The 20,503-nt window shown below is 71.0% G+C and carries 17 protein-coding genes and 1 pseudogene; 8 read left to right on the top strand and 10 right to left on the bottom strand.

The features are described 5' to 3' along the window. Window positions 1-6 precede the first annotated feature (6 nt). Window positions 7-215: pseudogene (locus H8R17_RS47460) on the top strand (ABC transporter permease); the annotation flags it as partial. Between the two features lie 106 nt (window positions 216-321). Here H8R17_RS47460 and greA read toward each other — a convergent pair. Together greA and H8R17_RS27415 are read right to left on the bottom strand one after the other, a co-directional pair. Continuing rightward, window positions 322-819 carry a transcription elongation factor GreA gene (gene greA, locus H8R17_RS27420; protein ID WP_187825889.1) on the bottom strand — a complete coding sequence of 166 codons (498 nt, stop codon included), beginning with the start codon at window positions 817-819 and terminating at the stop codon, window positions 322-324. 168 nt (window positions 820-987) lie between these two features. Then, window positions 988-1,386 carry a DUF4307 domain-containing protein gene (locus H8R17_RS27415; protein WP_187825888.1) on the bottom strand — a complete coding sequence of 133 codons (399 nt, stop codon included), beginning with the start codon at window positions 1,384-1,386 and terminating at the stop codon, window positions 988-990. Window positions 1,387-1,593: 207 nt separating this feature from the next. Between H8R17_RS27415 and mca the strand changes: the two genes are divergently transcribed. Next, the gene (gene mca, locus H8R17_RS27410; RefSeq protein WP_187825887.1) at window positions 1,594-2,475 is read left to right on the top strand and encodes a mycothiol conjugate amidase Mca; all 882 of its coding nucleotides are present in this window, start codon (window positions 1,594-1,596) and stop codon (window positions 2,473-2,475) included. Beyond that, window positions 2,468-2,728, top strand: coding sequence for a hypothetical protein (locus tag H8R17_RS27405; protein ID WP_187825886.1), 261 nt, complete (start codon window positions 2,468-2,470; stop codon window positions 2,726-2,728). Before mca ends, H8R17_RS27405 begins: the two co-directional genes overlap by 8 nt. A 286-nt stretch (window positions 2,729-3,014) precedes the next feature. On the opposite strand, the gene H8R17_RS27400 is transcribed toward H8R17_RS27405, so the two are convergent. Beyond that, complete coding sequence (locus H8R17_RS27400; protein WP_187825885.1) at window positions 3,015-6,218, bottom strand: tetratricopeptide repeat protein; 3,204 nt, start codon at window positions 6,216-6,218, stop codon at window positions 3,015-3,017. Between the two features lie 226 nt (window positions 6,219-6,444). Here H8R17_RS27400 and H8R17_RS27395 point away from each other — a divergent pair, with 226 nt between their 5' ends. Further along, complete coding sequence (locus tag H8R17_RS27395) at window positions 6,445-8,475, top strand: thioredoxin domain-containing protein (protein WP_187825884.1); 2,031 nt, start codon at window positions 6,445-6,447, stop codon at window positions 8,473-8,475. A gap of 337 nt (window positions 8,476-8,812) precedes the next feature. Here the strand turns inward: H8R17_RS27395 and H8R17_RS27390 are convergent, their stop codons facing one another. From H8R17_RS27390 to H8R17_RS27375, 4 genes are all read right to left on the bottom strand, one after another. Next, window positions 8,813-9,538, bottom strand: coding sequence for a Mut7-C RNAse domain-containing protein (locus tag H8R17_RS27390; RefSeq protein ID WP_187825883.1), 726 nt, complete (start codon window positions 9,536-9,538; stop codon window positions 8,813-8,815). A gap of 34 nt (window positions 9,539-9,572) precedes the next feature. Continuing rightward, window positions 9,573-10,205: a TetR/AcrR family transcriptional regulator gene (locus tag H8R17_RS27385; protein ID WP_262505544.1), complete on the bottom strand. Its 633-nt coding sequence runs from the start codon at window positions 10,203-10,205 to the stop codon at window positions 9,573-9,575. A 4-nt stretch (window positions 10,206-10,209) separates the two neighbouring features. Further along, window positions 10,210-10,518 (bottom strand): hypothetical protein, encoded by a 309-nt coding sequence (locus H8R17_RS27380; RefSeq protein WP_399477355.1) that lies wholly within the window; start codon window positions 10,516-10,518, stop codon window positions 10,210-10,212. A gap of 84 nt (window positions 10,519-10,602) precedes the next feature. Then, entirely contained in the window at window positions 10,603-11,316 is a 714-nt protein-coding gene (locus H8R17_RS27375; protein ID WP_187825881.1) for a hemolysin III family protein, read from the bottom strand. Window positions 11,317-11,654: 338 nt separating this feature from the next. Between H8R17_RS27375 and H8R17_RS27370 the strand changes: the two genes are divergently transcribed. The 3 genes from H8R17_RS27370 (at window position 11,655) to H8R17_RS27355 (ending at window position 15,656) form a co-directional block, all read left to right on the top strand. After that, the gene (locus tag H8R17_RS27370; protein ID WP_187825880.1) at window positions 11,655-13,490 is read left to right on the top strand and encodes a phosphoenolpyruvate carboxykinase (GTP); all 1,836 of its coding nucleotides are present in this window, start codon (window positions 11,655-11,657) and stop codon (window positions 13,488-13,490) included. A gap of 417 nt (window positions 13,491-13,907) precedes the next feature. Next, complete coding sequence (locus H8R17_RS27360) at window positions 13,908-15,119, top strand: pyridoxal phosphate-dependent aminotransferase (protein ID WP_187825879.1); 1,212 nt, start codon at window positions 13,908-13,910, stop codon at window positions 15,117-15,119. Window positions 15,120-15,221: 102 nt separating this feature from the next. Beyond that, a complete protein-coding gene (locus tag H8R17_RS27355) occupies window positions 15,222-15,656 on the top strand; it encodes a hypothetical protein (protein WP_187825878.1) in 435 nt (144 codons plus the stop codon). Window positions 15,657-15,768: 112 nt separating this feature from the next. On the opposite strand, the gene H8R17_RS27350 is transcribed toward H8R17_RS27355, so the two are convergent. Next, a complete protein-coding gene (locus tag H8R17_RS27350; RefSeq protein WP_187825877.1) occupies window positions 15,769-16,350 on the bottom strand; it encodes a bifunctional 2-polyprenyl-6-hydroxyphenol methylase/3-demethylubiquinol 3-O-methyltransferase UbiG in 582 nt (193 codons plus the stop codon). Window positions 16,351-16,538: 188 nt separating this feature from the next. Here H8R17_RS27350 and H8R17_RS27345 point away from each other — a divergent pair, with 188 nt between their 5' ends. Next, window positions 16,539-17,465, top strand: a complete 927-nt coding sequence (locus H8R17_RS27345) for a serine protease (protein ID WP_187825876.1) — start codon at window positions 16,539-16,541, stop codon at window positions 17,463-17,465. A gap of 30 nt (window positions 17,466-17,495) precedes the next feature. Here H8R17_RS27345 and H8R17_RS27340 read toward each other — a convergent pair whose 3' ends face one another. Beyond that, window positions 17,496-19,106 carry an amidohydrolase family protein gene (locus H8R17_RS27340; RefSeq protein WP_187825875.1) on the bottom strand — a complete coding sequence of 537 codons (1,611 nt, stop codon included), beginning with the start codon at window positions 19,104-19,106 and terminating at the stop codon, window positions 17,496-17,498. Window positions 19,107-19,136: 30 nt separating this feature from the next. Further along, a complete protein-coding gene (locus tag H8R17_RS27335; protein ID WP_187825874.1) occupies window positions 19,137-20,402 on the bottom strand; it encodes an amino acid deaminase in 1,266 nt (421 codons plus the stop codon). Window positions 20,403-20,503 lie beyond the last annotated feature (101 nt).

Raw genomic sequence — 20,503 nt, 5'->3', positions numbered from 1 at the left:
CCGATCGTGGCGCCCTGGCTGCGGCACATCGCCGAGTGGAACCCGTTCAGCGCCACGGTCCAGGCCTGCCGCGAACTCTTCGGCAACCCCGGGCTCTCGAACTCAGAGGCTGGCCGGTGCAGCACCCGGTGTAGGTCTCGCTCTTCTACTCGATCGTGATCCTCGTCATATTCCGGACGCTGGCGGTGCGGAAGTACCGGTCCGCCACGGCGTGACGGCACGCGAGGTGACGACGACGGCATGACAGGGCCCCCGGCGTCGTTGCGGACGCCGGGGGCCCTCAAGGGCAGGCCGGCCGATCGGCCGGTGCGGATCAGCCGGTCAGCCGGAGTACGGCTCGGCCTTGAGGATCCGCACCGAGGCCGTCTTGCCGTTCGGCAGCTCGTACTCCGCGTCCTCGCCGACCTTGTGGCCGATGACGCCGGTCCCCAGCGGGGACTGCGGCGAGTACGTCTCGATGTCCGCGCTCGCGTACTCGCGGGAGGCGAGCAGGAACGTCAGCGTGTCGTCCTCGTCGCCGTCGAAGGCGATCGTGACGACCATGCCGGGCGCCACGGCACCGTTCGCCGCCGGTGCCTCACCGACCTTGGCGGTCGCAAGGAGCTGGGTCAGCTGGCGCACCCGGAGCTCCTGCTTGCCCTGCTCTTCCTTGGCCGCGTGGTACCCGCCGTTCTCACGCAGGTCGCCCTCCTCGCGCGCGGCGGCGATCTTGCCGGCGATCTCCGTGCGCGCGGGACCAGTAAGGTACTCAAGCTCATCCTTGAGCTTGTTGTACGCCTCCTGGGTCAGCCAGGTGACGTTCTCGCTGGTCTGGGTCACAGGTGCTCCTCGTAGGTACTTGGAATACAAAGCATCGCCCTACCAAGAAGCATGTTCCTTCATGGATGGGCGAAACCACGAGCCTAACAATTCGCTGCCGGAAGGGGGAGGACATAAGCCATCAGAATCACGTCAACACAGGTCAGCGGCTACGTATTCCGGATGAGATCAGTCGGCGTGACAGCCGAGGAGCTCGGCCGTCGTGCCCGGTGAGGTGGTGCGGAGCGTGACCACCTTGTCGATGCGGGTGGAGTCGCCGTCGAAGCGGAAGTCGGCCCGGCCGACCTCGGCGCCGTTCTCGGCCTGGGAGCGCAGGGTGCAGTAGCCGTCGGCGTCGGCGTCCTTGCGGACCTCCAGGTGCACCTTCACCGAGTCCCGCCCGGCGTCGAAGGCGATCACCTCGGCGCTGATCTTGCTCTGGCCGACGTAGTGGTAGGCGAAGTAGCCGATGAGGGCCAGCAGGGCCGCCGAGAGGACGGCGCCGACGACCTTGAGCGTGCGGTCGGCGCGCTCGTCCGAGGAGCGGCCGTAACGGCCCTCGGGCGGCCGCGTGGTCACCGTGCTCATGATCGTCCTCTCGGCTCGGGTGGGACGAGGGTGTCCCGAAACGGGCGCCCAGAACCGGACACCGGAATTATTCGCCTCCCGATTCGGTCACTATAGAAGCCTCCCTCCCGCCGTCCGACCACCGCCCCTCAACGACGCCCCTACGGGGCGGCACCTATTGGATTGCGCCGAAGCACACAGGGCGCCGTATTGACCAAGGATTGAGTCTTGACTGACCAGCTGCGACTGATGGCCGTTCACGCCCACCCCGACGACGAGTCGAGCAAGGGCGCGGCCACCATGGCGAAGTACGTGTCCGAGGGGGTGGACGTGCTGGTGGTGACCTGCACGGGCGGGGAACGCGGCTCCATCCTCAATCCGAAGCTGCTGGGGGACAAGTACGTCGAGGAGCACATCCACGAGGTACGCAAGAAGGAGATGGACGAGGCCCGGGAGATCCTGGGCGTGAAGCAGGAGTGGCTGGGCTTCGAGGACTCCGGGCTGCCGGAGGGCGACCCGCTGCCGCCGCTGCCCGAGGGCTGCTTCGCCCTGGAGGACGTCGCCAAGGCGGCCGGGGAGCTGGTGAGGAAGATCCGCTCGTTCCGTCCGCAGGTGATCACCACGTACGACGAGAACGGCGGGTACCCGCACCCCGACCACATCATGACCCACAAGATCTCGATGGTGGCGTTCGAGGGGGCGGCGGACGCCGAGAAGTACCCGGAGGACGAGTTCGGCCCGGCGTACCAGCCGCAGAAGCTGTACTACAACCAGGGTTTCAACCGGCCCCGGACCGAGGCGCTGCACGAGGCGTTGCTGGAGCGGGGGCTGGAGTCTCCCTACGGGGAGTGGCTCAAGCGGTGGGACGAGTTCGAGCGGACGGAGCGCACGCTGACCACGCACGTTCCGTGTGCGGACTTCTTCGAGATCCGGGACAAGGCGCTGATCGCGCACGCCACGCAGATCGATCCCGACGGGGGCTGGTTCCGGGTGCCGATGGAGATCCAGAAAAAGGTCTGGCCGACCGAGGAGTACGAGCTCGCGAAGTCTCTCGTGGATACCTCCCTCCCCGAGGACGACCTCTTCGCGGGCATCCGGGACAATGCCTGACATGAGCGCAAGCGCAAGCCTGGTCATGCCACACCTCGTCACGGTCGCGGCCGAGGTCGACGAGGACAAGGTCACTCCCGGCGTTCTCGGGTTCATCGTCTTCGCCGTGATGGCGTTGGCGGTGTGGGGCCTGATGAAGTCGATGAGCCGGCACATGGGCAAGGTCGACTTCGAGGAGGCGACCGATCCGAAGGGGAAGCCGTCCGGCAAGGACGCCGCGGACTCCGGGAAGACCTCACCCACGAAGGACTGAGCCCCTCGGGGCAGCGGCTGGCCGGGGCTGGGTCGCGCGGCCCGGCGCTGGCGGGGTGCCTCCCCCACGCTCGAACGAACTCGCGCGGGGGGCACCCCCATCGCCCACCCGTGCCGCCCTGGGAGTACCTCAGGCACTGGGAGAGGCACGCATGCCCGCAGCTACGACTGTTGCGGGCATGCGGCTACGGCCGCCGCGGCGGCCCACGGCTTGCGAGTGCCTGGCGCGCCGTCGTCGGGTGCGGCGTCGCGCGGGCGCGGCTCGCGAGTAGCGGGCCCAGCCCTGGTTACTTCCGAACGGCCGAGACCTCCACCCCCATCACCTCCCGTGCGTGCCTTCCCGGGGTCATGCCCAGGCGCCACGCCTGCCAGCCCGTTTCCAGCGTCACGCCTCGTTCCAGGAGGAGCTGGTAGGCCTCGACGCAGTCGTTCAGTTTCTCGTCGCGTGAGGGGTGGGTGGCGCGGGTCAGCTGTGTCAGTTCCTCCTGGGCCACCGCCGTGCCGATCTCCACGCCGCCGGGGGCGGCGTAGGGCAGGAGGGTGCAGCGGAGGAAGCGGGACCAGTCCTCGCCGCGGCGGTCGCCGTACGAGGTGAACAACGCCACCGCCTCGTCGCACAGGGTCAGGGCCTGCTGCGTGCGGGCGTTGCCCGCGTCGACCACCGCCAGCTCCAGGCAGGTCCAGGCCTCGCCGTGCGCGACCCCGATGCGCTGGAAGTCGGCGCGGGCGTCGACCAGCAGCTGCCGGGCGAACCCGGAGTTGCGCAGAGAGCCGGTCTGCGCGGCGCGCTGGTCGCGGGTCGCGCGGGCCGAGTGGTGGCGGGCGCAGGCCAGGCCGTACACATCCCGCATCCGGGAGAACATCGTGCGGGAGCGTTCCAGCTCGCGCACCGCCTGGTCGATGTTGCCGGTCTCCTCCAGCGCCTGCCCCAGGTAGTACAGCGTCCAGGCCTCACCGCGCGCGTCCTCGTTGTCCCGGTGCCGGGCGGCCGCGCCGTGCAGCTGCTCCAGCGCCGGCTGCGCGTCGCCGTCGACGAGGCGGGCCCGCGCCAACTGGGTCAGCGCCCAGGCCTCACCGCGGGCGTCGCGGGTACGGCCGTACAGGTCGAGGGCGTGGCCCAGCTCGGTCTCGGCGGCCGGCACGTCGCCCAGGCGCAGGTTCAGCTGGCCGAGCTGGAAGTGGGCCCAGGCCTGGCCGTGCACGGACTCGCCGGCGCGGTGCAGGACCAGGGACTCGGTGAGCAGACCGAGTGCCTCGGCGAGGTGGCCGCGGTCGCGTTCCACCGCGGCCAGCGCGTGCATCGTCCAGGCGCGGTCCGTGGCCAGCTCCGCGGGCGCCTGCATGTCGAGGGCCTCCCGCAGCTTCGCCGCGGCCTCCGTCAGGTTGCCCTGGTGGTGCAGGGTGATGCCGAGGGAGCACAGGGCGCGGGCCGCACCGGCGTCGTGATGCGCCTGCCGGTACAGGTCGACGACGGACGTGAGCGTCGTGCGCGCCTTGTCGAGTTCGCCCAGCTGGCGGGCCGCGATGCCGGTGCGCCACTGCACGGACCGCAGCAGCAGGCCCTGGTCGACGGACTGGGCCAGCTCGCTGATCTCGCCCAGCCGGTACAGGTCGCCGCGCAGCAGGCAGTAGTCGCACAGGGCGCCCAGGAGGTTCAGCACCGCGCTCTGGCTCACGCCCTCCGTGTGCCTCAGCGCCGCCGTGATGAAGCTGGACTCGTCGTCCAGCCAGCGCAGCGCCTCGTCCAGGGACGTGAAGCCGTGCGAGCCGAACCGGTCCGAGCGGGTCGACATGTTGCCGTCGACCAGGCGCAGCACCGAGTCCGCCAGGTCGGCGTAGTTCTGGATCAGCCGCTCCTGGGCCGCCGTGCGCCCGGCCGCCTCCTCCTCGTCCAGGAGGCGGGCCTGGGCGAAGGCGCGGACCAGGTCGTGCAGCCGGTAGCGGTCGCCGCGCACATGGTCGATCAGGCCGGTACCGGCCAGTGCCACCAGGTGCCGGGTGGCCTCCGACTCGTCCGTGTTCAGCAGGGCCGCGGCCGCCGCCGCGCCCAGCGAGGCGCGTCCGGCGAGCGCCAGGCGGCGCAGGAGTCTGCGCTCGGTCTCCGGCTGGTCGGTGTAGCGCAGCCACAGGGCGCGCTCCACCGGGTCGACGGGACCGTAGGCGCTCAGGTCCGCGGCCAGGGAGCGCGGCGAGCGGGAGCCCAGGGACGAGCCCGCGACGCGCAGCGCCAGCGGCAGCCCGCCGCACAGCTCCCGAACCCGGTCGGCGGACTCGGCGTCGTACGGACCCGGCTCGTCCTGCGCGACGGCGGACAGCAGCTCCTCCGCGCCCGCCGCGTCCAGCGCCCCCACCGGCAGCTGGTGCACCCGCGCGGGCAGGTCTGTGGGCAGCTCCAGGGGCTGCCGGGCGGTGACCAGGACCAGGCTGTCGGAGCGCTCGGGGACCAGGGTGCGGACCTGGTCGGGGTCGATGGCGTCGTCCAGGACGACCGTGACCGGCATGCCGGTCAGGTGCTGGTGGTACAGCTCGCTCAGCCGCTTGACCTGGTGCTCGGGGGAGGAGCGCTCGCGGAACAGCAGCTGCTCGCGGGGTGCGCCGAGCCGGTTCAGCAGGTGCAGCAGGGCGTCGCGGGTGGACAGCGGGGTATCGCCGGGCGTGCCGGTGCGCAGGTCGACGACGCAGGCGCCGCGGAAGTAGTCCTTCAGGTCGTGCGCGGCGCGCACCGCCAGTGTCGTACGGCCGCTGCCGGGCGCCCCGTGCAGTACCACCACCGTCGGCTGGGTCTCCGTGCTCGCGCGGGCCGCCTGCACCCACTGCCGGATCCGCCCCATCTCCTGCCGCCGGCCCGCGAACGGGCCCGCCGGCTCCGGGAGTTGCGCGAAGGACTGCTGGAGCACGGTACGGCCGCGGGCCGCCGCGCTCTTGTCCGCGCCGCGCAGCCGCGGACCGGTCTTCTTCGGGCCGGTGGACGCGGCCAGCACCCGCTGCTGGTCCAGGAACGGCCGGATCCCGCGCACCTCCAGCGCGGTCAGCCACGCGAGCCGCAGCTGCTCGGGGCCGCCCGGCTGGCTCACGGCGCCGGCGCGGTGGTGCGCGGCGGGCACGTGGGCGGCGGTCACCTTCACCACGGTCGCCGCCGCGCCGACCACGCCGACCGTCACGCCCGCGCCCAGCGCGGTACCCCCGTCGGTGCCCAGCACCAGGTCGGCGACGGCCGCCGCGACCGCCGCGACGGCGGCCACCAGCAGCGGAGTGCCGGCACCCTCGCGGGCGTACCGCTGCCGGAAGGTGAGCTGCCCGGCCTGCGCCTCGTCCAGCGCGCGCGTGTAGGCCCCGTACTCCTCGGCGGCCGTCTGCGCCATCGCGTCCAGCGCGCCGCGCGCCCGCGACAGCAGCACCTTGCCGTCGGTACGGCCGCCGGAGCGCCGTACCTCCTCCTCCACGGCCCGCACCAACAGCCGTTCGGCTTCCGCCCGATGACTGTCCCGCATGTCACGTCCCCCTCCGGCGGTCACGGCTCTCCCCGGACTCTTCCAGTCCCTGCCCGCTTTCCCGTCGGTCAAGTGTGCAGCGCACGGAACGTCCTGGGGAGAGGGCGGCAATTGCCTGCGTGTGCGCTCCGCATCCCCGGGTGCGGAAGGTCCGCCGACATTCGAGGTCACCGTCTGGGAGACGCCTGACGCGTGACGGGTGGGGTACTGCGGCAGGATGGACACCATGCCGAACCGACTGGCGCATGAGACGTCTCCGTACCTTCTTCAGCACGCCGACAACCCCGTCCACTGGTGGCCCTGGTCGGGTGAGGCCTTCGAGGAGGCGCGCAGGCGGAACGTGCCCGTGCTGCTGAGCGTCGGCTACAGCAGCTGCCACTGGTGTCACGTCATGGCGCACGAGTCCTTCGAGGACCGGCAGACCGCCGACTTCCTCAACGAGCACTTCGTGAGCGTCAAGGTCGACCGCGAGGAGCGGCCCGACGTGGACGCCGTCTACATGGAGGCCGTGCAGGCGGCGACCGGGCACGGCGGCTGGCCCATGACGGTGTTCCTCACCCCGGACGCCGAGCCCTTCTACTTCGGCACCTACTTCCCGCCCGCGCCCCGGCAGGGCATGCCGTCCTTCCGGCAGGTGCTGGAGGGCGTCCACCAGGCCTGGACCGACCGGCGCGAGGAGGTCGACGACGTCGCCGGGAAGATCGTGCGGGACCTGGCCGGGCGGGAGATCTCCTACGGCGACAGCCAGGCACCCGGCGAGCAGGAGCTCGCGCAGGCGCTGCTCGGGCTCACCCGGGAGTACGACCCGCAGCGCGGCGGGTTCGGCGGGGCGCCGAAGTTCCCGCCGTCCATGGTGATCGAGTTCCTGCTGCGCCACCACGCCCGCACCGGCTCCGAGGGCGCACTGCAGATGGCGCGGGACACGTGCGAGCGCATGGCGCGCGGCGGGATCTACGACCAGCTCGGCGGCGGCTTCGCGCGCTACTCCGTCGACCGGGACTGGGTCGTGCCGCACTTCGAGAAGATGCTCTACGACAACGCCCTGCTGTGCCGCGTGTACGCACACCTGTGGCGGTCCACCGGCTCGGAGCTGGCCCGCCGGGTCGCGCTGGAGACCGCCGACTTCATGGTGCGGGAGCTGAGCACCCCCGAGGGCGGGTTCGCCTCCGCGCTGGACGCCGACAGCGACGACGGGACGGGCAAGCACGTAGAGGGCGCGTACTACGTCTGGACCCCGCAGCAACTCCGCGAGGCGCTCGGTGACGAGGCCGACCTCGCCGCCCAGTACTTCGGCGTCACCGAGGAGGGCACGTTCGAGCACGGCGCCTCCGTCCTCCAGCTCCCGCAGCACGAGGGCGTGTTCGACGCCGAACGGATCGCCCGCGTCCGGGAACGGCTCCTCGAAAAGCGCCAGGAGCGCCCCGCTCCCGGCCGGGACGACAAGGTGGTAGCCGCCTGGAACGGCCTGGCGATCGCCGCGCTCGCGGAGACCGGTGCCTACTTCGGCCGCCCCGACCTCGTCGAGGCCGCCGTCGCCGCCGCCGACCTCCTCGTCCGGCTGCACCTCGACGACCGCGCCCGCCTCACCCGCACCAGCAAGGACGGCCACGCCGGCGCCAACGCGGGCGTGCTGGAGGACTACGCCGACGTCGCCGAGGGCTTCCTCGCGCTGGCGTCGGTCACCGGGGAGGGCGTGTGGCTGGAGTTCGCCGGGTTCCTCCTCGACCATGTGCTGGCCCGCTTCACCGACCCGGAGTCGGGCTCCCTGTACGACACCGCCGAGGACGCCGAGCGGCTGATCCGCCGCCCGCAGGACCCCACCGACAGCGCGACCCCGTCCGGCTGGAGCGCGGCGGCGGGCGCCCTGCTCAGCTACGCCGCCCACACCGGCGCCGAACCCCATCGCACCGCCGCCGAGAAGGCGCTCGGCGTCGTCAAGGCGCTCGGGCCGCGCGTCCCGCGGTTCATCGGCTGGGGGCTCGCGGTCGCCGAGGCGCGGCTCGACGGGCCGCGTGAAGTGGCGGTCGTGGGCCCGGAGCCGGACGACGCCGCCGCGAAGACCCTGCACCGTACGGCGCTTCTCGGCACCGCGCCGGGCGCGGTCGTCGCCTACGGCACCGTGGACAGCGACGAGTTCCCGCTGCTCGCCGACCGGCCCCTCGTCGGCGGTGAACCGGCCGCGTACGTCTGCCGTGACTTCACGTGTGACGCTCCGACGACCGATCCGGAGCGGCTGCGTGCGGTCATGACCGGCTGACACCCGTCGGCAACCGTCCTCGGTGACGGTGACGTGCTCTCCTTCGGCGGGCTGCGCGAGGGCTCGACCGGCTCGGTGACGGCCGAGCGCCGGTCGGATGCCCAGCAGCAGTGGCTGCCGACCTGGCAGGTCAACCGCAAGGACGGCCCACTGCGCCTGGACAGGAACAGGGACGGGACAGCCTGCGGCAAGAAGGATCGGAACGAGGCGCTGAACGCCCCGATAGAGGCGCGCGTAACGCCGATGCACAGGGGCGCGGGGCTGTATCGATATGCGGCTCCGCCGCGCCGGCGCGACCAGCCACACACGACCGGCAGATTCCCCACGGCGCTTCCCCTCAACGGCGCTGCGAGCGCAGCGCAAGCGCGCGCTCGACGATGGCCACCAGCTGCTCGTGGTGCGCGCCCTTCCAGTACGCCCGCCCACACACCGTGCACTGCGCGAACACGTCGTGCGTGCGGCGCGTGCCGTGTTCGAGCTGATCGGCGACCTCCTCCTTGGAGGCCTCGCGAAGCAGCCCGTTGCAGGCGGTGCAGCGCGTCCAGGGACGCAGCTCGGGCCGGAACCGGTCCAGCACATCCCGGAGCTGATCCTCCGGCCGGGTGCTGTACACGAACGCGCCGGCCCACAATTCACGCCGGCGCAGCAGCCCCCGGTCCCGGCTCAACATCACCCGCTTCTCTGCCGCCGAGCGCGCGGCCAGCGCCGGGTCGCCGATGTCCGCCGACTCGTACGCCGTGTCCACGCCGAGCAGGCGCAGCCGGCGGGCCAGCGTGCCGAGGTGCACGTCGAGGAGGAACCGCAGGGGAGCGCCCGGCACCTTCTGGGGGCGCTCGACGGTCCCGACCCGCACGGTCTCGCCCGCCGCCGGGACGTGTGACACCGGCACCTCGCGGCCGTCCACGACCAGCGCACCGACCTCGGTCAGCGGGACGCCGAGGGACTCCACGACATGGCCAAGCGTGGAGACGCCGTCGGTCGGCACGGGCGCCGCCCGCCGCGCCTCGGGGACGAACAGGTGCAGCTCGGGGGCGAACTCGACGCGGATCCGGGGACCGTTCACCCGGTCAGGATGTCACGGGGAACGAGCCGCGGCCTCAGGGCTTCGCGGTGGGCAGGCCGTGTTCCAGGACCTCGAGGGCGCGGTCGACGAGGTCCCGAACGTCGTCCCGGTGGTCGTTCTCAGCCCAGTAGTGCGAGGCCTCCAGCAGCCCGCCGATGACGGACATCGTGAGCACCCGCACCTCCAGGCTGTCCGGATCCAGCCCGGTGCGTTCGGCGACGGCCTGGCGGAGCAGCTGGCCGGTGGCCGACATGCTCTCGAACATCCGGCTGCGGACCGCGGGCACGTCGACCATCAGCCGGGTCCGCAGCCGGGTCACCTCCGGCTCCTCGGCGAGGCTGAGGTCGAGGGCCTTGTGCAGCACGTACCGGAGGCTGTCCGACCACGCCTCGTCCGCGGGCCGGGCCCGCAGCTCCTCCAGCATGACCGGGTCCCACTCGTCCGTGAGGACGATGTCCTCCTTGGCCGGGAAGTAGCGGAACACCGTGGACGGCGACACCTCGGCGCGCTCGGCGATCTGCTCGATCGTCGTGGCCTCGTAGCCCTGCTCCTCGATCAGCGCGTACGTCGCGTTGCGGATCGCCTGACGGGTCTTGATCTTCTTCCGCTCCCTGAGGCCCAGTGGGGGCCGGGCGGCGGGGGTGGAGGAGGTATGTGCGGGCGTCATTGGGTCATTGTCCGGCATCGGTCCGCGGGGTGACCATGTCCGGGCCGGTATCCGGAGTGGAGCGTTCCGGGGGTTTTCGTGCCGTCTGCGGCGTGTTCGGCAGGAACGCCCCGGCCAGCAGCGCGGCCACCAGGGACGCGACGCCGCACACCAGCAGGGCGACGCCCATGCCGTGCACGTACGCCCCGTTCGCGGAGTCGGCCAGCCCCTCCGCGCCCGCCCGCTCGGCGACGAGGTGGGCCGCGACGACGGACTCCTTCGCGGTGTCGGCCGCCTGCGCGGTGCGCTCGTCGGGCCCGAACAGCGAGGGCATCACGGACAGGGCCAGCGGGTCCCCGGCCAGCGCGCCGGCCAGGGGCCGCGGCGTCCGACGCCGCGGCCTGCAGGGGTGAAGGGGCTATGCGTGCTGGTACGCGACCAGCGAGATCCCCACGTAGTGCGTGATGAACGCCGCGAGGGTGAGGGAGTGGAACACCTCGTGGAAGCCGAACCAGCGCGGGGACGGGTTCGGCCGCTGGATGCCGTACACCACCCCGCCCGCGCTGTAGAGGACACCGCCGACGATCACCAGCACCAGCACCGCGATGCCGCCGTTCCGCATGAAGTCGGGCAGGAAGAACACGGCTGCCCAGCCCATCGCGATGTAGCAGGGGGTGTAGAGCCAGCGCGGGGCACCGACCCAGAACACCCGGAAGGCGATGCCGGCCAGCGCCGCGGCCCAGATGCCCCACAGCAGCCACTGCCCCTTGGCTTCCGGCAGGAGCAGCATGGTCAGCGGGGTGTACGTGCCCGCGATGATCAGGAAGATGTTGGCGTGGTCGAGGCGGCGCAGCACGCCGTCCATGCGCGGGCTCCAGTTGCCCCGGTGGTACAGCGCGCTCACGCCGAACAGCAGGCAGGCCGTCAGGGTGTAGATGCCGCAGGCGATGCGCCCCCGGGTCGAGTCGGCGAGGGCGGTGAGCACCAGGCCCGCGACGAGGGCGGCCGGAAACATGCCGAGATGCAGCCAGCCGCGTAGCTTGGGCTTGACCGGATGTGGCAGGGAGAGCGCGACGGGTCCACGGCCGGCGGTCGGCGTGTCCGTACGCGCGTCGGAGGCGGACGCAGTCATGCGCGGCATCGTACCTACGGAACCGTAAGTTGCGGATCAGTCCGGCGAGATGAGCGGCCGCAAGTGGCCATCATCTCACGCCTGTGGGTGCGATTGTCACGCAAAGAAACAGTCAGGTGAACTCAACGTGCACGCAAAACGGCACATCTATACGTGGCAATCCTCACGTCGCTCACCTGTGAGGTCCTCTGGACAGATGGGCACTCGCGGCGGATGATCAAATGAGTGCGGTCGGCACCGGATGAGCGCCGTGGATCAAACCGTGAAGCATCCGGGTCGCAGCCCCCACGGGGCCTCCAGCTGAAAACCCTCATCAAACCCCTCATCTAGGAGCAATCGTGGCGCGCGACATCGCGGCTCCCCCCGTCGTCCCCACCAAGCACCGGGAACTGGTCTCGTGGGTGAACGAGATCGCCGAACTGACCCAGCCGGACAACGTGGTCTGGTGTGACGGATCCGAGGCCGAGTACGAGCGACTGTGCGAGGAGCTCGTGGCCAAGGGCACGTTCAGGAAACTCGACCCGGTCAAGCGCCCCAACTCCTACTACGCCGCCTCCGACCCCAGCGACGTCGCCCGCGTCGAGGACCGGACCTTCATCTGCTCCGAGAAGGAGAAGGACGCAGGTCCCACCAACCACTGGAAGGCACCCGGCGAAATGCGGGAGATCTTCCGGGGCACCGGCGGAGAGGGCGGCCTGTTCCGCGGCTCGATGCGCGGCCGGACCATGTACGTCGTGCCGTTCTGCATGGGCCCCCTCGGCTCGCCGCTGTCCGCGATCGGCGTCGAGATCACCGATTCGGCGTACGTCGCCGTGTCCATGCGCACGATGACCCGAATGGGGCAGCCGGTCCTGGACGAGCTCGGCGACGAGGGCTTCTTCGTGCGCGCCGTGCACAGCCTGGGCGCCCCGCTGGAGCCCGGCCAGGAGGACGTGCCCTGGCCGTGCAACAAGACCAAGTACATCTCCCACTTCCCGGAGACCCGCGAGATCTGGTCCTACGGCTCCGGCTACGGCGGCAACGCGCTGCTCGGCAAGAAGTGCTACGCCCTGCGCATCGCGTCGGTGATGGCGCGGGACGAGGGCTGGCTCGCCGAGCACATGCTGATCCTGAAGCTGACCCCGCCGCGCGGGGAGTCCAAGTACGTCGCCGCCGCGTTCCCGAGCGCCTGCGGCAAGACCAACCTCGCCATGCTGGAGCCGACCATCCCCGGCTGGACGGTCGAGACGATCGGGGACGACATCGCCTGGATGCGGTTCGGCGAGGACGGCCGCCTGTACGCCATCAACCCCGAGGCCGGATTCTTCGGCGTAGCGCCCGGCACCGGTGAGCACACCAACGCCAACGCGATGAAGACGCTGTGGGGCAACTCGGTCTTCACGAACGTGGCGCTCACGGACGACGGCGACATCTGGTGGGAGGGCATGACGGAGGAGACTCCGGCCCACCTGACGGACTGGAAGGGCAACGACTGGACGCCGGGCTCCGAGACGCCGGCCGCCCACCCCAACGCCCGCTTCACCGTTCCCGCCGCGCAGTGCCCGATCATCGCGCCGGAGTGGGAGGACCCCAGGGGTGTGCCGATCTCGGCGATCCTGTTCGGCGGGCGCCGGGCCAGCGCCGTGCCGCTGGTGACGGAGTCGTTCGACTGGAACCACGGGGTTTTCCTGGGCGCGAATGTGGCGTCGGAGAAGACCGCTGCCGCCGAGGGCAAGGTCGGTGAGCTGCGCCGGGACCCGTTCGCCATGCTGCCGTTCTGCGGCTACAACATGGGCGACTACATGGCCCACTGGGTCGAGGTGGCCAAGGGCAAGGACCAGGCGAAGCTGCCGAAGATCTACTACGTCAACTGGTTCCGCAAGGACGAGGACGGCAAGTTCGTGTGGCCGGGCTTCGGTGAGAACAGCCGGGTCCTGAAGTGGATCGTGGAGCGGCTGGAGGGCAAGGCGGAGGGGGTCGAGACGCCGATCGGCGTCCTGCCGGCCAAGGAGGCCCTGGACGCGGACGGGCTCGAGCTGTCCGACTCCGAGCTGGACTTCCTTCTCACCGTCGACAAGGAGGTCTGGCGCGAGGAGGCGGCGCTGGTGCCGGAGCATCTGAACACGTTCGGTGAGCACACGCCGAAGGAGCTGTGGGATCAGTACCACGCACTGGTGCGGAGGCTGGGCGCCTAGGAGCTGTCCGCGCCCTTGAGCTGCTGCCAGGTGCGGTCGCGCTCGGCGGCGTCGAGGAAGGCGGACATCTTCGCTGGACGGGAAGGCGAGGTCGTAGCCACTGAGGTCGAGGCCCTCCATGGCCCAGGACCCCGAGGTTTCGGCCCGCACGGTGTAGCCCTGGCGGCGAGGGGCCCTCACCACGTCCGGGTCGGCGAAGAACTCCGCCTTCGCCGACCCGATCACTGCACCGGGCGAATCGGGTGAACGCCGGGTGACCGGGTCCTTCCGGTAGGCAACCGGGGCGGAGGCTTCCGAGGGTGCGGCGGGAGTGGAGGGGCTGGTGGGACACGTGAGGGTGATAACGGAGCAAAGCGGGCGTCTCACGTGGTGGAAAACACGGCCCAAGGTGCGTTACCGGGCCGTAAGCTCCCTGACATGCAGGTGATCCAGTCGACCAAACTCGCCAACGTCTGTTACGAGATCCGGGGCCCGGTTCTTGAGGAGGCGATGCGGCTCGAGGCGGCCGGGCATCGGATCCTCAAGCTGAACACCGGCAACCCTGCGGCGTTCGGCTTCGAGTGCCCTCCCGAGATCCTGGAGGACGTCCTCCGCAACGTGTCCACCGCGCACGGCTACGGCGACGCCAAGGGTCTGCTCGCCGCGCGCCGCGCGGTCGTCATGCACAACCAGACCCTCGGCATCGAGACGGACGTCGAGCACGTCTTCATCGGCAACGGCGTCTCCGAGCTGATCGTGATGGCGATGCAGGGCCTGCTGGACGACGGCGACGAGGTGCTCGTACCCGCGCCGGACTACCCGCTCTGGAGCGCCGCCGTGTCCCTGTCCGGCGGCACGGCCGTGCACTACCGGTGCGACGAGCAGGCCGACTGGATGCCCGACCTCGCCGACGTGGAGCGCAAGGTCACCGATCGCACCAAGGCGCTCGTCATCATCAACCCGAACAACCCGACGGGGGCCGTGTACGACGAGGCGATGACCAAGGGGCTGACCGACATCGCCCGCCGCCACAACCTGCTGGTCTGCTCCGACGAGATCTACGACAAGATCCTCTACGACGGCGCCACGCACACCCCGACCGCCGCGATCGCCCCCGACCTGCTGACCCTCACCTTCAACGGCATGTCCAAGGCGTACCGCGCGGCCGGCTACCGCGTGGGCTGGCTGTCGATCTCCGGGCCCCGCGCGCACGCCGACTCCTACATCGAGGGCCTGACGATCCTGGCGAACATGCGGCTGTGCGCGAACATGCCGGGCCAGCACGGGGTCGTCGCCGCGCTCACCGGGCGGCAGTCGGTCAACGATCTGGTACTGCCGGGGGGCCGGCTGCGGGAGCAGCGGGATGTGGCGTACGAGCTGCTGACGCAGATCCCGGGCGTGACCTGCGTGAAGCCGAAGGGGGCGCTGTATCTCTTCCCGCGCCTCGACCCCAAGGTCTTCAAGATCAAGGACGACCGGCGGATGGTCCTCGACCTGCTGCGCCGCGAGAAGATCATGGTTGTCCAGGGCACCGGCTTCAACTGGCCGGAGCCGGACCACTTCCGAGTGGTGACGCTGCCGACGGTCGGGGACCTGCGGGACGCGGTGGGCCGGATCGGGAACTTCCTGGACGGTTACGGCCAGCCGTAGCCGTCACTCTGCGCAGCCGGGTGCGGGCAGTTTTGCGAACAACTCAACTTTAGACCGAATCCAAGCTAGGATGGCTTCTGCTACAGCACAGGAGGCCATCCCATGTACGAACCGATCCGCACTGCATCTTCCAGTCGGTCCGTCCACGGCACGATGGCCGGCACCACCTCCGACTTCCCCCACCGGTCACGTGAGGAAGAGCTGGACATCCAGCTCGCTGGCCACCTCGCCGCGCTGCTCGCCGTCACGGACGAGCTGCGGGCGGTGGTGCCGTCCGCCGGCCTGGACGCGGCGGCCGAGCGGCTCGCCGGGCAGGTGACCCGGCTCAGGGGTGGACGTATGCCGGCCCGCGTGCCGCTGACGGCGGCCGGCGCCGACGCGCAGGCGGCCGTCCTGCACCGGCGGGCCCACGCCCTCGCGGGCCGCGCTCTGGTCGTCGCGGCCTCCCGCGCCGATACGGCCGCGGCGATCCTGGCCGCCGAGCAGATGGACGTGCACGCGGCGGCCCTGGAGCCCCGCGAACTCGCGTCCCACTGAGCCCCGTTCGGGGGCTCCCTCTGACGGCCCCGGTCCGCGTGCACCCGCAGCGACACGCGGACCGGGCGCCTCGACACCGCAGGCGCTCGCCGCGCACTCTCCTGCGCTCTGCTCAAGCCCGGTACACCAACAGGTACCGGTAGAACAGCAGTCGCCGCACCGTCGCGCCCGGCAGCAGGCGGGCGGCTTCGGTGCGGGTCTCGGCGTACGACATCGGGGGCGGCCAGACCGTCGGGATCTGGACCGGCGGGGCGGGGCGGCGCCTGCTCAGCAGCCGGTCCGCCTTGAGCAGGGTGCGGGCGGGGAACGCGCAGACGAAGTCCGTGAGAGACCGGACCGAGTAGAGGCCGAGCACGGCGAGAACGCCGCCCGGGGCAAGGGATTTGCGCAGGGTCAGGACCATGTCGAACGGCATGTGGTGCAGGCTGGCGATGCAGGAGATGAAGTCGTAGCGCTCTTCGGGGAGTTGTGAGCCGCGCACGTCGGCCCACCGGTAGCTGGGCCCGCCGCCGGCCGCCTGTGCCGCCTTGACCATGTCTGCGTCGGCGTCCACGCCCTCCACCTCAAGGCCGCGCGCCGCGAGGAGCCGCGCGAAACCGCCCGTCCCGCAGCCGACGTCCAGTGCTGTCCGCGCCCCCGGTGGTATCTGCTTCAGCAGCAGCGTGTGATAGTGATCGTTGTAGTTGAGGCCCATGAGCGCGGTTTTACCCTTCTTTGATGATCGCCAACTCGCCTGCGCCCAGCGCGACTTGACAGGTAAGCAGCCCCGCGTCGGAAAACGAATGCTTGCTCATCGGGCCCTCCCCCCTCAGAATGCGCATGACAAATCTGTGGGTGGCCGGAGTTTTTCCGGCCGCCCCCGTCGCAAGAGGGGACCCCCACATGAGAAAACCTCTTATCGCCGCGCTCTCTGTCCTGGCGATAGCCGGGGCCGGCGTGACCCCCGCGGTCGCGGCCGAGCCCGCCCCCACCGGTGTGGGCAAGAGCGCGGAAGCGGACACGGTCACGTCGGCCGTAAACGGCGTGGTCACGTCCGCAGCGGACACCGTCAACCGGCTCACGTCGCCCACCCCACGGGGCGTCAGCTTCGCCGGTACCGTCTCGCTCAGCAACTGCTCGGGCTCGGTGATCCGCTTCCCCGGCTCGGAGGAGAACGACCCGGCCCTGGTCATGTCCAACGGCCACTGCCTGGAGTCCGGCTTCCCGGCGCCCGGCCAGGTCATCGTCGACCAGGCCTCCAGCCGCACCTTCGGCCTGCTCAACGCCTCCGGCACCCGCGTCGCCACGCTGCGCGCCAACAAGCTCGCCTACGCGACGATGACCGACACGGACGTGTCGATCTACCAGCTCAACACCACGTACGCGCAGATCAAGAGCTCGTACGGGATCAACCCGCTGACGGTGAACGACAAGCACCCCACCGCCGGCACCGCCATCACCGTCGTCTCCGGCTACTGGAAGCGGACCTACGCCTGCAACATCGACGGTTTCGTCCACCAGTTGAAGGAGGGCAACTGGACCTGGAAGGACTCGGTCCGCTACACCTCCGCCTGCCAGACCATCGGCGGCACCTCGGGCTCGCCCGTCGTCGACAACGCCACCGGCAAGGTCGTCGCCGTCAACAACACCGGCAACGAGGACGGCGAGCGATGCACCGACAACAACCCCTGTGAGGTGGACGAGAGCGGCAAGGTGACCGTCCGTCACGGCATCAACTACGGCCAGGAGACCTACCAGATCCCGGCCTGCTTCGGCGTCGACAACAAGCTCGACCTGAGCCGCAGCGGCTGCACCCTGCCCAAGCCGTAGTCGTCAGGGCGGGCGATCACAGGGCACCGGTCACACCGGAGTCCTGCGGACCGCCCGCCCCGCCAGGACGTCCGTCCGGCGGCCGTCCTCGATGACGAACCGGCCGTCGACCAGGACGTACGGAATGCCGGTGGGCAGCCGACGCGGCTCTTCGAAGGTCGAGCCCGCCGCCACCGTCGCCGGGTCGAACAACACCAGATCCGCCCGGTACCCCTCGCGCACCAGCCCGCGGTCCGGCAGCCGCAGCCGGGCCGCCGGGCGCGAGGTCAGGTGCGCCACGCACTCCTCCAGGGACAGGATCCCCAACTCCCGTACATACCAGCCGAGATACTGCGGAAAGGTCCCGTAGGCGCGCGGATGCGGCTTGCTGCCCTGCAGGATGCCGTCCGAGCCGCCGGTGTGCACCCGGTGCCGCATGATCTCCCGCACGTTCTCCTCGTGGCCGACGTGCTGGAGGATCGTCGGCGCCAGCCGGTCCCGGAGCAGCAGGCGCCGGGCGGTCAACCAGGGGGCCTCGCCGCGCGCGTCTGCCGACTCCTGAACCGTACGGCCGACGTACTCCGCCAGCGCCCAGTCGCCCACGCCCGAGATCTCGATCGTGTCCCACTCGATGGGCACGCCGTGGCAGCCGTCCGAGCCGACGACCTCCAATTGATGCCGGATCCGCTCGGCGGCCGTGTCATCGGCGAGCCGTCCGAGGACCTCCTGCGGGCCGCCCTCGCCCGCCCAGCTCGGCAGCATGGCCGCCAGAGTCGTGCAGCCGGGCGTGTAGGGATAGGTGTCCAGGCTGATGTCGGCCCCGGCCTCCAGCGCCTGGTCCAGCAGGGCCAGCAGCTCCGGCGCCCGGCCCTTGTTCACGCCGAAGTTCATCGTCGCGTGCGCCAGGTGCAGCGCACAGCCCGCCTCCCGGGTCAGGGCGACCATCTCCGTGTACACCTCCAGGGCGCCCGCGCCGTAACTGCGGTGGTGCGGGCAGTAGTAGCCGCCGTACGACGCCACCACCCGGCACAGCTCGGTCAGTTCGGCGTCCTTGGCGTACATGCCCGGCGTGTACGTCAGCCCCGACGACAGGCCGACCGCGCCCTGCGCCATGCCCTGCGCGACCAGTTCCCGCATCCGGTCCAGCTCTTCGGGTGTCGCCTCCCTGTCCTCCCAGCCGACGGCGAGCGCGCGGACCGTGCCCTGCGGGATGAGGTAGGCCGCGTTCACGGCGATCCCCCGGTCGAGCCGGTCCAGGTACTCGCCGACCGACCGCCAGTCGAGGTCGAGGTCGTCGCCGGGGCCGTTCCAGCCCGCAATGGCCCGGCGCACCCCGTCGAGCGTACGGTCGTCGACCGGCGCGTACGACAGCCCGTCCTGGCCGATGACCTCCAGCGTCACGCCCTGCGCGGCCTTGGCGCTGTGGTCGGGGTCGCGCAGCAGGGCGAGGTCGCTGTGCGCGTGCATGTCGATGAAGCCGGGGGAGAGGGCGAGCCCTTCCGCGTCCAGCTCCCGCATGGCTTTGGGGCGTTGGCAGCCCGCCTCCGCCGCCTCCTTGACGATGGACACGATCCGTCCGGCGTCGACCACCACGTCTGCGCGGTAGGAGAGGGTGCCGGAGCCGTCCACCACCTCCCCGTCCCGGATGACGAGATCTTCCACTGCGGCTCCCCCTGAGCGGCCAAGGACCCCTTAGAAGAACGTGCGGATGTATTCGACGACCGTGCCGTCCGCCTGCGCGAGCGGGATCAGCGGCCACTTGTCGAAGGACGTGCACGGGTGGGACAGCCCGAGGCCCAGCCAGTCGCCGACCTCCAGGTCCGCGTCCGGGGCCGTGCGCAGCCAGGCGTGCTGGTCGGACAGGGCGGTGACGGAGACGCCGGTGGCCGGGCGCTCGGCGCCGTCTCTGCGGACCACCTGGGCGAAGGGCAGGTCGATGTCGTACGCCGCGTCCCGCTTGCCCGCGTTGACGAAGGCCTGCTCGGGGGAGGGGCGGGAGACGACCTGCGCCCACAGCCGGAACGCGGGCTCCAGGGCGCCCTCCTCCGGGACCCGGTTGAACGGCGTGATCTTCCGGTAGTGGCCGTCGTCGTGCGAGACGTACGCACCGGAGCGCAGCAGCTTCAGCACGGGCAGCGAGAGTTCAGGAATGCCGGAGAACACGTCGGCGACCGCGTCGAACCAGGCGCTGCCGCCCGCGGAGACCACGATCTCGTCGGTGCCCGTGAAGCGGCCGGCCTTGTCGAAGTCCATGGCGAGGGCGACCAGCCGCCGCAGATACGCACGCACCCGGTCGGGGTCGGCCTGCGGGACCTCGCCCTCGTAGCCCGCGACGCCGACGAGGCGCAGGGTACGGGTGCCGGCCACGGCCTCGGCGACCGCCGCACACTCGGCCTCGGTCCGCACGCCGGTACGGGCACCGTCCCCGGCGGCGAGCTCGACGACGACGTCCAGCGGGCGTCCGGCCCCCGCGAGCGCCGCGTCCATCAGCCCGACGCCGCGCACGGAGTCGACGTAACAGACGACCCGGAAGTCCGGGTCGGCGTCCAGCTGACCGGAGATCCAGCGCAGCGCCGCCGGATCGACCACCTCGTTGGCGAGAAAGACCCGCTGGATCCCGAAGGCCCGCGCCACCCGCACCTGATGCGGCACCGCGAGCGTGATCCCCCACGCCCCGTGCTCGATCTGGCGGTGGAAGAGCTGCGGGGCCATGGAGGTCTTGCCGTGCGGGGCGAAGACAAGGCCGTGGCGGGCCGCGTACGTCTCCATGAGCGCGAGGTTGTGTTCCAGGCGCTCGGCGGACAGCGCCAGCACCGGGGTGGCGAAGCCGCCGGTGAAGAGGTTGCGGCGCTGGGCGGCCAGCGCGCCGACGGGCAGGCCGTCGGCGTCCGGCGGGAGGCCCTTGAAACGGTGATCGACGCGTTCCTCGGCGAGGCGGGCGAGTGCATCGCTGGCCATCAGCGCCTCCTGATCTGCAAGGTTGCATTGCCTGCAACATTCATTGCGCATTACGCATTCCGCTGTCTAACATCTCGGCCACGCGGGGTCAACGAGAGCCG

The sequence above is a fragment of the Streptomyces sp. TRM68367 genome, from assembly GCF_014495685.1.
In the GTDB taxonomy this organism is placed as follows: Bacteria; Actinomycetota; Actinomycetes; order Streptomycetales; family Streptomycetaceae; genus Streptomyces.
Note: the sequence above shows the minus strand (reverse complement) of the source record. Positions and strands in the feature narration are given on the sequence as shown.